General features: G+C 48.6%; 11 protein-coding genes. 9 read left to right on the forward strand and 2 right to left on the reverse strand.

The window, feature by feature from the left end:
* The first annotated feature begins 42 nt into the window (after positions 1-42).
* Entirely contained in the window at positions 43-1,077 is a 1,035-nt protein-coding gene (locus ACJJJA_RS21350) for an AraC family transcriptional regulator (RefSeq protein ID WP_444887405.1), read from the forward strand.
* A 107-nt stretch (positions 1,078-1,184) separates the two neighbouring features.
* Here ACJJJA_RS21350 and ACJJJA_RS21355 read toward each other — a convergent pair whose 3' ends face one another.
* Entirely contained in the window at positions 1,185-2,426 is a 1,242-nt protein-coding gene (locus ACJJJA_RS21355) for an OmpA family protein (protein WP_444883002.1), read from the reverse strand.
* A 377-nt stretch (positions 2,427-2,803) separates the two neighbouring features.
* Between ACJJJA_RS21355 and ACJJJA_RS21360 the strand changes: the two genes are divergently transcribed.
* The 5 genes from ACJJJA_RS21360 to ACJJJA_RS21380 all read left to right on the forward strand — a co-directional run bounded on the left by ACJJJA_RS21360 (position 2,804) and on the right by ACJJJA_RS21380 (position 10,903).
* Positions 2,804-4,012 carry an acetyl-CoA C-acetyltransferase gene (locus ACJJJA_RS21360; protein ID WP_444903319.1) on the forward strand — a complete coding sequence of 403 codons (1,209 nt, stop codon included), beginning with the start codon at positions 2,804-2,806 and terminating at the stop codon, positions 4,010-4,012.
* Positions 4,013-4,021: 9 nt separating this feature from the next.
* Entirely contained in the window at positions 4,022-6,178 is a 2,157-nt protein-coding gene (locus ACJJJA_RS21365) for a 3-hydroxyacyl-CoA dehydrogenase NAD-binding domain-containing protein (RefSeq protein WP_444903320.1), read from the forward strand.
* Positions 6,179-6,319: 141 nt separating this feature from the next.
* Positions 6,320-7,468 (forward strand): acyl-CoA dehydrogenase family protein, encoded by a 1,149-nt coding sequence (locus ACJJJA_RS21370; RefSeq protein ID WP_444883005.1) that lies wholly within the window; start codon positions 6,320-6,322, stop codon positions 7,466-7,468.
* A gap of 242 nt (positions 7,469-7,710) precedes the next feature.
* Positions 7,711-8,904 (forward strand): CaiB/BaiF CoA transferase family protein, encoded by a 1,194-nt coding sequence (locus ACJJJA_RS21375; RefSeq protein ID WP_444899626.1) that lies wholly within the window; start codon positions 7,711-7,713, stop codon positions 8,902-8,904.
* Positions 8,905-9,367: 463 nt separating this feature from the next.
* On the forward strand, positions 9,368-10,903 hold the full coding sequence (locus ACJJJA_RS21380; protein ID WP_444903321.1) for a cryptochrome/photolyase family protein: 1,536 nt from the start codon (positions 9,368-9,370) through the stop codon (positions 10,901-10,903).
* 242 nt (positions 10,904-11,145) lie between these two features.
* Here ACJJJA_RS21380 and ACJJJA_RS21385 read toward each other — a convergent pair whose 3' ends face one another.
* A complete protein-coding gene (locus ACJJJA_RS21385; protein ID WP_444903322.1) occupies positions 11,146-11,562 on the reverse strand; it encodes a VOC family protein in 417 nt (138 codons plus the stop codon).
* A gap of 927 nt (positions 11,563-12,489) precedes the next feature.
* Between ACJJJA_RS21385 and ACJJJA_RS21390 the strand changes: the two genes are divergently transcribed.
* From ACJJJA_RS21390 to ACJJJA_RS21400, 3 genes are read left to right on the forward strand one after another with little or no spacing between them, the layout of a single operon-like run.
* Positions 12,490-13,275, forward strand: coding sequence for an outer membrane protein OmpK (locus ACJJJA_RS21390; RefSeq protein WP_444887412.1), 786 nt, complete (start codon positions 12,490-12,492; stop codon positions 13,273-13,275).
* 1 nt (position 13,276) lies between these two features.
* Entirely contained in the window at positions 13,277-14,638 is a 1,362-nt protein-coding gene (locus ACJJJA_RS21395; protein WP_252083609.1) for an NCS2 family permease, read from the forward strand.
* Positions 14,639-14,649: 11 nt separating this feature from the next.
* Positions 14,650-15,213 carry a phosphoribosyltransferase gene (locus tag ACJJJA_RS21400; RefSeq protein WP_252083610.1) on the forward strand — a complete coding sequence of 188 codons (564 nt, stop codon included), beginning with the start codon at positions 14,650-14,652 and terminating at the stop codon, positions 15,211-15,213.
* The last annotated feature ends 107 nt before the right edge of the window (positions 15,214-15,320 follow it).

Consider the following 15,320-nt stretch of genomic DNA (forward strand, 5'->3'; position numbering starts at 1 on the left):
AAATTACACCCAGCAAACAAGATCACGTTGAGGGCTGAGACAGTGGAAAGCGAGACTCCCAAACTCCGCGATGCGGACCCAGGTATCCTCGCCGCAGTAGTTCGCGCCCAGCTGGTGGGCGCCCAGGCAGCGGGGCTGGATTGCCAACAGTTGCTGCGGGACAGTGGGATAGATCCCGCCCATCTTGAAGATTCCGACAGCCGCATCGGCCGTGAGCAGATGGCCAGTCTACTGCGCCTTGAGTGGGATTTATTGAATGATGAGTCAGGCGGGTTTTTAGCCCGCCCCTGGCTACCGGGTACTTTTGCCATGATGGGCCACGCCTGCATCAGCTGCCCCAACCTGCGGCGGGCTCTATTGCGCTCAGCACGCTTTATCAGCATGGTCAGCGACGACCTGCATATCAAGCTGGTAGAGGATGGCGAAGAGGCCAGGCTGATCATTCATCACAGCAACGAAAAACAGTTGCCTAATCAGATTTTCGTAGAGTCCATTGCCGTTATCTGGCTGCGCTTTTTCAGTTGGCTGATTGATCGCACCATTTTGCTCGAACGGGTGTTATTGGCCTTCCCACCACCGGATTACAATGAGGACTACTGCGATATGTTCCCGTGCCGGCATTACTTCAACCAGGCTGAAACCTGCCTGGTTTTTAATACCCGCTATTTACAAATGCCGCTGGTGCGGGATGAACAGCAACTGGCAGACTTTTTATCCAGAGCACCGGAGTGCCTGCTCACCCAATATAAATCTGACCACAGCTTTACCGGTCGTATACGCCGTATGCTGCAACAACAGAACAGTATTGAAAATCTCTCCCTCGACGATGTGGCTGCACGCCTGTTCACCTCCCCACAAACGCTGCGCCGGCGCCTAAAAGACGAGGGCAACAGCTGGCAGGACATCAAAGACTCTGTACGCCGCGATATGGCCGTGTACCAGCTAAAACAACAGGAAACCGCAGTGGCAGAAATCGCCGAACGACTCGGCTTTTCTGAACCCAGTGCTTTCAATCGCGCATTTAAAAAATGGACCGGCCTCGCCCCCGGCGCCTACCGCGAGAAATTTCGCAGCTGATTGCCAGTATTAAATTTCCAACATTAATGGGCGTTTTTTATCGCTTCACAAAATAAATAGCCCCACAGAAATGTAGGGCTATTTGCTTGCCAAGATTGTGAAAATATCTATTCGGTATTAACCACTCGTACACTAATACGCTCATTGTTCATCGGCTGCGGTGTTGTTTGCCCTGTCTCACTTTCCTGCACAGGTTTAGCGGATCCCATACCGGTGGCCGTCATACGATTAGCCGCAATCCCCTTTTGCAGCAACAGCTCCCGCACAACATCCGCTCTCTCTTGCGAAATTTCCTGCTCTTTAATTTCATTGCCCTCCCCTTGTACATGCCCTTCAATAGCAACCGTAAGCTGTGGGTTTTCCTGCATAATTTGTGCAAGTGCATCAATATCAGCGGACTGGGGATCAAGAATTTTTGCTGTGCCCTTTTCAAACTTCACTCGCAGAATAAATTCCTGGTTCGGGTCCCGATCAAAGCTCTTCAAGTAATCCCGCAAGTTACTAGAGAATTTATCCGGGCCCAACTGAGCCTGGGCGCTATTTTCATTGGGAGGAGTATCGCCAGCAGGCTGTGAGGGCGCTTCCATAAAGGCCTGTTCCTGTGGAGTCTCAAAAGGCTGGCCTGCCGCTTCCTCCTGCCTACCCTTGTCCATGCACATATTTAAGGCATAGAGGGCAATTAGTACCACTAATAACGGAAAAAACCAGCTGCTAAAACTTACGGGCTTTTTCTTTTCCACATGGCCATGCAGGGCTTGTTCCCGAGGTTCCTGAGGCTTGGCATGGCCATGGGTAACCAGGGCGGCCCCCAGATTATCAAACCCTTTTACATCAAGAGCATCCAGGAGTGCATCAGGGACCTTGTTGCGTAAAAACTCTCTCTGACCAATTAAAAATGAAGCCAAGTCAGAGACGTCCATTTTGTTGGCTTTTACCTGAGCGCCTAGCAGGGCCATCACCAGTGGCAGCACCAACTTTAATAGGTGGCCACCTTCATTACCCGGCAGTTCTGTAGTGGCTACTTTGCTCACTTCTTCGACCCGGGTACCAAATACTTTTTGCAGCATGGCATCACCGACTGGCAGTGAGGCTTCCAACTTTGCCTTATCTGCAAACTGCTGCAAAACACTGGGGAGATCCGCAACTTCAGTGTCCGTAACCATATTGAACAAGTAAGCCATACCAGTTTTACTACTGGCTTTATTCAGCATGCCTGCAAGAACAAATGCAATTCCAGTATCCAGTGCTGACTGACCTTTCTCTGCCGGAAGGTTGAGTGCAGATGCCAGGGTACCGATACCCGAGGTGCCCAGTTGGCTCGCCGCCAGTTCCAGTAGATTCTCTGCCATAGTCAATCCTCACTGCCAGACAACCGCAAGCTAAAGCCACTCTTTAAATGGTGTTGGTGATGAATCAACCCAGATAAAGGCTTTTTCCTGTGAGCCAAAACCCACAACTAAATTTTTCGGTGGGGCTATTGCGGCTTAAATACAATCTAATCGGCTGCTATTCGCTGGCCGAAAATAAAAAATAAAGCGCCTTATTTGAGTGTACGGCACACCACTCATCGAGTTAGTTTGATTTGGAATAAGTAAAGTAAAAAGATTCGCTGCATTAATTATCTGAGCTGACAACCACGTCACCCCCCCTGGCGTCTTTCATCATTGCGCCGAAACCCCACACAACTATGGTTGTACCCACAATCAAAAATAAAGAGGCCATAACCGTGCCCAGTGAAGCCTATATCTACGATGCAATCCGCACCCCGCGTGGCAAAGGAAAACCCAGCGGCGCGCTGCACGAAGTCAAACCCATCACCCTGCTCTCCAACCTGCTGCGCGAATTGCAACAGCGCAGCCAACTGGATACGGCCAGGGTCGATGATGTGGTAATGGGGTGCGTAACACCTGTCGGTGAGCAGGGCGCTGACATCGCCAAGGTCGCCACACTCGGTGCCGGTTGGGACTGGGATATTGGCGGCGTCACCTTAAACCGTTTTTGTGCCTCCGGTGCCGAAGCTGTTAATTTAGCCGCCGCCAAGGTCCGCTCTGGCTGGGAACAGCTTGTAGTGGCCGGTGGCGTTGAGTCTATGTCGCGGGTGCCCATGGGCAGTGATGGCGGTGCCTGGGCTATGGACCCACAAACCGCCATAGAAACAGGCTTCGCACCCCAGGGCATCGGAGCCGACCTAATTGCCACGCTGGGGGGCTTTTCCAGGGAAGATGTGGATAACTTTGCTCTGCACTCCCAGCGCAAGGCTGCAAGTGCCTGGCAACGTGGTGCCTTCAACAAATCCGTAATCCCCGTGCGGGACCAGAACGGCCTGTTACTTCTCGATCGCGATCAGTTGGTGCGCCCAGAAACCTCCATGGAGGGGCTTGCCAATCTCTCCCCATCTTTTACTGCCATGGGCGACCTCTGCTTCGATAGCGTAGCGATTTCCCGCTACCCCCAGGTGGAAGCTATCGAACACGTACATACCGCAGGAAACTCCTCAGGCATTGTGGACGGCGCCGCCGCCATTCTTATCGGCAGTGAGCAGGCCGGAAAAGACCTGGGCCTGACACCCCGGGCACGTATCGTCTCCGCCGCAGTCGTCGGCACCGAGCCCACCATCATGCTGACTGGACCCGCTCCCTCCGCTCGCAAAGCCCTCAGGGCTGCGGGCCTAAGTGCCCATGACATAGACCTGTACGAAGTCAACGAAGCCTTCGCTGCAGTAGTGCTGCGCTTCCAACATGAAATGGATATCGACCCGCAGAAAATCAATGTCAACGGCGGAGCTATCGCTATGGGCCATCCTCTCGGCGCCACTGGTGCCATGTTAATTGGCACCGTGCTTGATGAATTAGAGCAACGTCAGTTGCGCTATGGCTTGGTCACCCTATGTGTAGGTGGCGGTATGGGCGTGGCAACTATTATCGAAAGGGTCTAGGGGGAAAATATGAAATCTATACGCTTGGAAAGAGACAGCGATAACATTGTCCACCTGATTATGGACAACCCCAATGCCTCCGCCAATGTAATGGATCGGGATTTTACAGACTCACTACAGGCCGCGGTGGAGGAGATAAAACAGTGGGACTATGCGGGGATTATTGTTCGCTCCACTAAAAAAACATTTTTCGCCGGTGGCGATCTCAAGTCCCTCTATGCCGCAAAGAAAAGTGAGGCTCAGGAGTTTTTTAACTCTTGTGAGGCCCTTAAGGCAAACTTGCGCTGGCTAGAAACTCAGGGCAAACCTGTTGTAGCGGCAATCAATGGTGCCGCTCTCGGCGGCGGCTGGGAAATTGCCCTCAGCTGTCATCATAGGGTCGCCTTGGAAGACAACTCAGTAAAAATAGGGCTACCGGAAGTCACCCTTGGGCTGCTGCCTGGTGGTGGAGGCTGTGTACGTATGCCCCGCTTGCTAGGTATTCAAAATGCACTGCCCTTCCTGCTGGAAGGTAAGCAGATAAAAGCCAAGCAAGCATTGGCAAGTGGTTTAATCCATGAGACAGCCCAAAATGCCGGAGAGCTGCTCAATAAGGCTCGGGACCATATCCTCAGCAACAGTGAACAACCGAGCCTACAGCCCTGGGACCAGCCCGGTTACCGTATGCCCGGCGGTGACGCCAAAAATCCTAAAAATGCCCAGCTGCTGATGATTGCCCCCGCCATGCTGGAAAAGAAAACCCACGGCTGTATGCCCGCTCCTGAAGCGATACTGGCGACGGTTATCGAGGGCGCCCAAGTGGATTTCGACACCGCGACGCGTATCGAATCGCGTTACTTTGTCGACCTCACTTGCGGTCAAGTAGCAAAAAATATGATCGGCACCTTCTGGTTTGCTCTTAATGCCCTGAAGGCCGGCACCTCTCTCCCACCAGCCGCACGCGAATCCAAAACCACTCCGGTTAAAAAGATCGGCATACTCGGGGCTGGAATGATGGGTGCCGGCATTGCCTATGCCTGTGCCAACAAGGGCATTGAGGTTGTGCTGAAAGACATTTCCACCGAGGCAGCCTTAAAAGGTAAAAACTATGCAGAAAAGGCACTGCAAAAACGTCTGGAGCGCGGCCGAACAGACGAGGCACACGTACAGACTATCCTGTCTCATATTCACCCAACAGATAATGCCGCCGACTTGAGCGGTTGTGAGCTGATCATTGAAGCAGTGTTCGAGGACCGAGAGTTAAAAGCCGAAGTTACCCGCGAGGCAGAAGCCCAACTGGATAGCAGTGCTGTCTTCGCCTCCAACACCTCCACACTACCAATTACCGGCCTGGCTCAGGCCTCTGCTCGGCCAGATAACTTTATCGGCCTGCATTTTTTCTCCCCGGCAGACAAAATGCCGCTGGTGGAAATCATCTGTGGTAAGCAAACCAGTGAAGAGACTCTGGCCCAGGCTTTCGCCTTCGTTTTACAAATCGGCAAGACGCCGATTGTTGTTAACGATAGCCGAGGCTTCTTCACCTCTCGAGTATTTGGCTGCTTTACCAATGAGGGAATTGGCATGCTTGGCGAAGGGATAAATCCCGCCACGATTGAAAATGCCGCATCCCTGGCCGGATTCCCAGTAGGGCCTCTAGCTGTGAGTGATGAGGTCTCTCTCACCTTAATGGGAAAGATTCGCCAACAGACGATTAACGACCTGCAGAAGGAGGGTAAAAGTGTCCCCACACATCCTGCAGAATCTGTAATTGATCATATGCTGGAACTTGGCCGCGCCGGCAAGTTGGTGGGTGGCGGTTTTTACAGCTACCCAGAAGGGGGTAAGAAACACCTTTGGCAAGGCCTGCAGCAGGAGTTTCCAGCGGCCAAACAACCCCCTGTTGAGGATATCAAGGAGCGCCTGTTATTTATCATGGCCATAGAGACACTGCGCTGCTACGAAGAAAAAGTGCTACGCAGCGTGCGAGAGGCCAATATCGGCTCAATTTTTGGTATTGGTTTTCCTCCCTGGACCGGCGGAGCCCTGCAATATATTAACCAATATGGCGTTGAAGCTTTTGTACAACGCGCCCAAAAACTTGCCGAAACCTACGGGGACAGATTTTCTCCCCCGGAAACATTAATAGCACTCGCCGAGTCCAGAGAGGAGTTGAAGGATACCCATTAGTCACATAAAGACTACGAAATCGCCGATGAGCGAGAAGACTCAGCAGAATTATCGGGGCTGCCACGGCCGGGCAGTCCCGCAATTGCACAAATGCGAAGAGTCTACAATTCCAGATAATAAAAACGAATGTTGGAGTTCAGAATGATACCGAGAACCGTTTACAACGAAGACCACGAGCATTTTCGCGATACCGTGCGAAAGTTCCTCGAAAACGAGGCCATCCCCTTTCACAGCCAGTGGGAGAAAGATGGGCAGGTCGATCGTGCTCTTTGGAATAAGGCCGGTGAAATGGGCTTTCTCTGCCCTCAAATCTCCGAATCCTACGGCGGCCTTGGGCTGGACTACGGCTATAACTCTATTATCGATGAGGAAATCGCCCGTGCAGGTCTTTCTGGCATCGGCTGGGGGCTGCACTCCAATATTGCCGTACCCTACATTATTAATTACGGCAGTGAAGAGCAAAAAAAGGAGTACTTACCTAAATGTATCAGCGGTGAAATTGTAACGGCCATCGCCATGACAGAGCCCGGCGCGGGTTCCGATCTGCAAGGAGTAAAAACAACCGCAATCAAGCGTGGCGATCACTATCTACTCAATGGTTCCAAGACATTTATAACCAATGGCCAGCACGCCGATCTGGTTATCGTTGTTGCAAAAACAGACCCCAGTGAAGGGGCTTCCGGAGTAAGCCTGTTATTGGTTGATGCCAAATCGGAAGGATTCAAAAGAGGCAATAATCTAGAAAAAATTGGCATGAAAGCTCAGGATACCTCCGAGCTTTTCTTTGATGATGTCAGAGTACCGCAGGAGAATTTACTGGGAGCTGAAGGCCAAGGTTTTGTCTACCTAATGCAGGAATTACCACAAGAAAGACTCAGTGTAGCTATTTTTGCCATTGCCAATGCGGAAGCAGCATTAGGGTGGACTATTGACTATGTACGAGACCGCAAAGCCTTTGGAAAACCGATAGCCGCGTTTCAAAATACACAGTTCAAGCTGGCGGAACTGGACAGTGAACTCTCTGCCCTCAGAGTCTTTGTGGATCGTTGCCTGGAACTCCATTACGAGAAAAAGCTTGATGTAGCCACTGCAGCAAAAGCCAAATTACTCGCTACCGACTTCCAATGTAAGATGCTGGATGAGTGTGTTCAGCTCCATGGTGGATTCGGCTATATGTGGGAGTATCCTATTGCCCGATCCTGGGCTGACGCCAGGGTACAACGTATTTATGCAGGAACGAATGAAATCATGAAACTCATTATTTCCCGTGAAATTCTCCGTGATAACTAAATGCAATAACCCGGCGGTCTACACTATCGCCGGGTTCACCCTGCCACTGTATTAATAAGAGAACAATTAATCGCCGGTCCAATTTACGATTTCAACTACACCAATCTCTATTTGCCATCAACTAATAAATATAACTTTTCCACACAATTTGTTCATACTTGTCATACAAAAGATTAATTACATGTTTAACTTCTGAAAATTCCTTTACGTAAACCTCCAAATAATAATATATAAAATAAGTAATGAATAAATCTATCACCCCCCTGCAAGGCCTACGTATACTCGATTTCACCACCCTGCTTCCAGGTCCATACGCCACTATGTTATTAGCGGACATGGGTGCAGAGGTTCTACGTATAGAGTCGCCGAATCGTCCGGATATGCTTAGGGGGCTTCCACCTATGATCGACAGTGAAGATCCCGTTTCCGCAGCTCATGCAACAATTAATCGCAACAAAAAATCTTTGGCTTTAGATTTAAAAAGCCATGAAGCAAAGAAAATTATTGAAAAACTACTTTCTGAATACGACATTGTTATTGAACAATTCCGCCCAGGAGTCATGGATAAGCTTGGTTTTGGCTATGAAGACCTCAGTGATATACGCACAGATATTATCTATTGTTCAATCACCGGATACGGACAAGATGGCCCTCTTAAAATGCGTGCTGGGCATGATATCAATTATCTTGCACTCTCAGGGCTCGCCAGCTATTCCGGTCGGCAGAGCAGCGGACCCAGTCTGAGTGGTATGCAAGTTGCCGATATTGCCGGTGGATCCCACCATGCAGCCATGGCAATTCTTGCCGCCGTGTATCACCGCCAACAAACAGGCAGCGGCAGCTATATCGATATCAGTATGACCGACTGTGCCTATGCTTTGAATGCCATAAGCGGAGCCAGTGCTCTCGCAAATGGTGGAGATCCTAAGGTGGAAATGGAACTGCTTAACGGTGGAAGTTACTATGATTATTACCGTACAGCCGATGACCGCTATCTATCCGTTGGTAGCCTTGAACCTCAGTTTGCCGAAGCTTTCTTTCAAGGAATTGGGCATCCGGATTGGATGGTTCGGGTACTAGAGAGCGATCAGCAAGAGAGCTTGAAACAAGATATCTCCGAGGTTATACAACAACGTAAGCTGAGTGAATGGATTAATGTTTTCTCTGATCTCGACGCCTGCGTTGAGCCTGTTCTCAACTTTAGTGAAGCAACAGAAAGTAAATTGTTCAAAGAGCGGCAAATGGTTGTAAACGCAAAGACCAAAAGTGACAGCCCTCTCCTACAGATCAACACGCCCTTCAAGTTTAATGGAAAGAAAAATATACAACACCAAGCAGGCTCCAAACTGGGTGCCGATAGCCGATCCCTACTGAGCTCACTAGGGTTTAACACTAAGGACATTGACCGACTAATTGCTCAAAAAGTTATCGCTTAGACAACTCAAAAAACTGCCAGAGGAATAACATGATCCAGAATCGCCCGAATATTCAGATGCATAAGAAATATTTGAAGTAAAGCAGTGAAAGGTATTCGCTGAAGAACTGCTAAGCCCACAATTCAAGTCGTATTTACATCCTTCGGAGATCTTGAGGTTTTGATCAATTGTAAATGGTAGCAGTCAACTTTAAGGACTCTTAGGGTTTATGCCCCTATGCTATTTCTCACTTAAATAGCGTCAATCAATAGGCAAAATAAAGCAACTATAACAATCCTAAACAGTGAACACATACAGTGCACTATAATCATAAAATCAATGACTTTGGCGTAAAAGCGTAACTTCAATCTGCGATGAACTACTAAACTTTAGAAGTTATGAGACCTGAAAAGCATACAAGTAGCTTTACTCTTAACCAAATATAACCTTTTGACAAAAACTGTATTCCAAAAAGGCTTTCCTTTTGAAAACGCTACGATTAATACTCGGCGACCAGCTCAACCATAAGCACTCTTGGTATAAATCAAGCAATCCAGATATTTTCTACCATATTGCCGAGATACGACAGGAGACAGATTACGCCATTCATCATATTCAAAAGGTGGTTGCCTTTTTTGAATCCATGCAAACGTTTGCTGAGTGGCTGAAATCACATGGTCATCAAGTCATTTACTATCAGATTGACTGCAAAGAAAATCGACAAAATCTTAAAGAAAATATTCGACAAATAGTTGCTCAGCTAGATATTCAGAGATTTGAATATCAACTACCTGATGAGTATCGCCTTGAAGAGCAACTAAATACAATAGTTCAAGAGTTGCAGATAGAATATAAAGCCTATGACACAGAACATTTTCTAACCACCAGAAACTACTTGAAGGATTTCTTTAAGGGAAAGAAAACTCTCTTAATGGAAAGCTTCTATCGCCATATGCGCAGGGAAAACAACATACTTGTCGATAAAAAGGGAGATCCTGAAGGAAACCAGTGGAATTTTGATAAAGGTAATCGAAAAAAATGGAATGAAGCCCCTCAAATTCCCCGACAATACCTATTTCGAAAGAATGTGGAAAAAACACTTAAACGTATCCAAGCCGAAAAAATAAAAACGATTGGTGCGATTAATGCCAAGCATTTTACCTGGCCAACAAGTAGAGAAGATAGCCTCAAAGTCCTTAACCATTTTTGTAAATATCTTTTACCACACTTCGGCGATTACCAGGATGCGATGGACCCCAACGAGGCCTACCTTTTTCATAGTCGCCTGAGTTTTTCTCTTAACTGCAAATTACTATCCCCCAATGAAGTTATCAATCACACTATTGATCATTGGAATTCCAACAAGAAGGAAATTCATATGAATCAAATAGAAGGGTTTGTCCGGCAAATTCTTGGCTGGCGGGAGTATATGCGCGGTATTTATTGGCAAGAGATGCCAAACTATACGAAGATCAACAAACTACAAAATCATAATTCGCTGCCCAATTTCTATTGGACAGCGCAAACGGATATGTACTGCCTTAAAAGCGCTATCAAAAACAGCCTTGAGCATGCCTATGCCCACCACATTCAGCGTTTAATGATAACTGGTAACTTTGCTCTTTTAACACAAACCGACCCAGACCAAGTAGATGCATGGTATTTAGGGATATATATCGATGCTATTCAGTGGGTAGAGTTACCGAACACTCGCGGTATGAGTCAATATGCCGATGGCGGACTGGTCGCAACAAAGCCTTATATAAGCAGTGGCTCATATATCAATAAAATGAGCAACTATTGTGATAACTGCCGATACAATGTAAAGAAGAGAGTTGGTGAAGATGCATGTCCCTTCAATAGTCTTTATTGGAATTTTCTCTTAGAAAAGCGCAAATATTTTAAGAAAAACCCAAGAATGTCTATGATGCTCAGCCTCTTAGATAAATTGACAACGAAGGAAAAAAAAGATATCCAAGCTCAAGCCAATAGCTTCATAAATTCTTTAAGCTGCAATTAGAAAATCCTCTCTTCTGCTCCAGCCAAAAAGCTAAAATAAAATAACCTCGCAACCATCAACACTTCAGGCAGTACTTTCACTTATGAGATGGTTTTCAAAAACAACTAAACAATAAAGGTAGGGAAAGAAAGGAAAAAAATAATAGAAGGTAAAAAATTTAAATTAACCCAAGATACAATACAAAAGACCATACGTATGGTACCTCGGGCTAACTCAATGTGTGCTAGCTGTGATCTATAACGCTATTTAAACATCAGCTCTGGATTCACCATAGTTTTCATTTCCAGCACATTACCGTTCGGATCTTCGATAAAGAAGGTTTCCTGTTCGTACTCACTGCCAACGAAGCGACGATATGGCTTATCCAAGTACTCCAGGCCAGCAGCTTCGATACGAGCTTTCAGGGCTTGGAATTCATCATCCGGCAGGTGAATACCGAAATGGGGAACAGCTACCGCTCCCATATCAACCTTATGGCGTACGTTCGGCAGCTTCTCTTCACTCTGATGCAAAGTAAGCTCATTGCCCCAGAAATCGATATCTACCCAGTGCCCTTCTTCGCTGTTTCCAGTTTTACAGCCAAAAACGCCACAGTAAAATTTCTTGGCTACCTCAAGATCCCCTGCGGGGATTGCAAGGTGCAAGCAATTGGATTTCATAAAACCTCCCACTCCCGGCCGCTCTTCTTCATCCCGCTGATTGACATATAATCACAAGCCAACACCCTGGGGGATAGATTTCTCAAGCAACCAATTGGTACATACGGGGTATAGCGACCCCAATTTATTATTAACGCCACCAGGGCCGATCAAGGGCTTCCCAGATGACATCCGGATAACAAAGCAGCTGCCAGAGCCCCGAGAGACACATATTGCACCTATTTATAGGGCGGTTCGTGAGTCTCTCCCACCAAGTGCTCAAAAAAACAACAGAAGGCGTAATCAGGTCACTACTAACCGGCAAGCCTTGAAATATCCTCCTAATTGAGTGCAGTACTTTAACACATGTGTTGCTGGGAAGAACTGACTCTGATTAATAACGAAGTTACTCACAAGTCACTCCTACATCAGGGCCCACTATTAAAAGAAAGCCTTACATAGAATCTTCATTATGCACCTCAATGGTGCATGTTAGTAGGATGACTCGTGCACAAGGTGTACTCAGCTCCGCTTGATACAGTTCCCTCCAGGTCTTTCCACAACGCTTTGCCTTACAAACTCTTGCACCTTATTAGTGCTCCCTATACCGCCTGGCGCCCTATTTGCAGGCAGCAGGTATTGGTCCACAACCTTTCCTTATTAAAAGAATCGGTTCAACGTAACCAAAAATCAGGCCAGCCCTTCAATAGGCCTTTTTCCCGGTTGTAGGCTTACCCAACCGCTAAAAGGTATTTAGTTTTTATTTTTAAAAATTTATTAGTACTTCATTGCTTTAAGGCTACTCACCTAGAGGCTATTGCTGAAAAAAAATACTGGAAAACACTCGGTAAACTCGGGTATATTCCGCGACTATTTTTTAACCAACTGCCGACCCAAGTGTCGGCCGCCAGTGCGGTTTCCGCCTGTCGCTGTAACAGAGGTAATACAATGAAACCAACCAAGCCCCTGCTACTACTGGCCTCCGGCCTGTTGTCTGTAGCTGCCCAAGCAGAAATGACTTGGAGCGATAACAGCCTCAGCCTGTTGTATGGCCGCGACTATGAAATGAACTACAGCCTGACCACCGATGATTCAGAGCGCTCTGTAGTGACCTTTGAACACGCCAGTGGCCACAGCTGGGGAGACCTGTTTATCTTTGCCGACTATCTACATTCAGAAGATGGTTCAAAGGAGCTCTATTCAGAAATTTCTCCGCGCCTGAGCCTGGGGAAGCTCAGCGATCGTGAACTAGCTTGGGGGCCGGTAACCGACGTATTAGTGGCAACCACTGTAGAGCTGGGCAATATGGATGACCCCGATCACCTCACAGCCACAGGCCCGCATTTCACCAACGTTCTGACAGGTCTCGGTTTCGACCTTGCAGTTCCGGGTTTTTCCTTTGTCCAAGTAAACGCTTACCGCCGCGATAACGATGACAAGGCCAGCAACGAGCAGCTGACCCTGGTTTGGGCCATGCCATTTACCCTGGGAGACTCCAGCTTCGTATACGACGGTTTTATCGATTGGACCAGCGCCGCAGAAAATACACACCCAAGTATGAATTTCACTTCCCAGCTCAAATGGGACGTGGGCGCCAACTGGGGTGAGCCGAAAGCCCTGTATGCCGGTATTGAATACGTGCATTGGAATGACAAATTTGGGTTCAAAGATGGAACCTTTAATACCGACTCCAACGAGCGCAATGTTAACCTGCTAGTAAAGTACCACTTCTGATATGAAACCCTCTGATATCCAAACATCAGCGACCCCAGGGTCTGGTATTCCCCAGGCGGGCGGCGACGCCTCTTTATTGGAAAAGCTGTTCAAGCTGTCTGAGCGTCAGACAAATGTTCGCCGGGAAGTGATTGCCGGTGTAACCACTTTCCTGACTATGGCTTACATCATTTTTGTAAACCCCAACATCCTGGCGGCGGCTGGTATGGATAAGGGCGCCGTGTTTATGGCGACCTGTCTTGCTGCTGCGATCGGCTGTCTAATTATGGGGCTGTACGCCAACTACCCCATCGCACTGGCGCCGGGAATGGGCCTCAACGCCTTCTTCGCCTATGTAGTGGTGGGCGAAATGGGCTATAGCTGGCAGGTTGCTCTGGGTGCAGTGTTTATATCAGGGGTAGTGTTCCTACTGCTTAGTATCTTTAAGTTGCGGGAATGGATAATCGACAGTATTCCCACCTCCCTGAGGCAGTCCCTGGCAGCCGGTATTGGACTGTTCCTGGCGATTATCGCCCTGAAGAGCTCAGGGATTGTGGTTGCCAGCCCCGCCACCCTGGTGACCCTGGGGGACCTTAAGTCTGTTGAAGCTATGCTGGCTGCTCTGGGCTTCTTTATTATTGTGGCTTTGTCCTACCGCCGTATGCTCGGCTCGGTAATGATTGGCATTCTCGCAGTCACCGTTATTGCACTGGCTATTGGTAAAGTAGAGTTCACCGGCCTGGTCTCCGCACCACCGAGCCTGGCGCCCACCTACCTCGAACTGGATATCGCCGGGGCATTTGAAGTGGGTATGATCAGTGTAATCTTCGCCTTTCTGTTCGTAGACCTGTTCGATACTGCCGGCACTCTGCTGAGTGTCTCCGACCGCGCCAAGCTTCTCGATGAAAACGGTAAGTTGCCGGGCATGGGCAAAGCCCTGATGGCAGACAGCTCCGCTTCTGTAGTCGGTTCTGTTCTGGGTTCGTCCACTACTACTTGTTACGTTGAGAGCACCGCGGGCATTACCGCAGGCGGACGCACCGGTCTGACTGCAGTGGTCTGCGCTGGTCTGTTCTTGCTGGCAACCTTCTTTTCCCCGCTGATCGGGATGATTCCCGCTTATGCGACTGCCGGAGCTCTGCTGTATGTCGGCGTCCTGATGACCTCCGGTCTGTCTTCCATCGACTGGGATGACATCACCGAAGCCGCTCCGGCGGTGATTGCGGCAGTAATGATGCCGTTATCATTCTCTATTGCTCACGGTATTGCTCTGGGCTTTATTGCCTACGCAGTCATCAAAACACTGAGCGGGCGCAGTAAAGACGTCAGCATCAGTGTCTACGTGTTAGCGGCTCTCTTTATTGCCAAGTTCGCCTTTTTCTGAGGGGTACACAGATGAAAAAGCATTTTATCAGCGCACAGCAACTGCTGATTGATTCCTACGCGCTTGCCGAACAAATCTATCAGAGCGGCTTCCGCCCTAATTACATCGTTGGAGTATGGCGTGGCGGCGCTCCGGTAGGTATCGCAGTACAAGAATTGCTTCATGTGATGGGTGTGGATGCGGACCATATCGCAATCCGAACTTCCTCCTACCTCGGTATCGGCGAGCGCGACAAGAAAGTCCGAGTGCATGGTCTGAACTACCTGATTAAGCGCCTTGAGTCCCACGACTCCCTACTGATCGTTGACGATGTGCACGATTCCGGCCTGAGTATTGAACAAACAATTGAAGACCTGCGCGCAGCCTGTAAAAAGAACACGCCAGAGATTCGTATTGCAACGCCTTACTACAAGCCGAAAAACAACAAAGCGAAGCGCGAGCCGGATTACTTTATCCACAAGACTGAAGAGTGGCTGGTATTCCCTCATGAGATCGACGGCCTCACCCGGGAAGAAATCCTGGAGAACAAGCCCGAACTCGCCCCTTACGTTGACCGGATTGCTACCGCAGTCTGATCCTCTTTGTTACCGGGGACTCAAGTCCCCGGTACTTCCCCTTCTTTATCGTTGAGTTGTCAGTATCCTTACGACTCCTCTCGCTCCACCTCTTCCGGTCTGAAAAC

The organism is Microbulbifer mixtoriginis (SeqCode) (assembly GCF_052466865.1).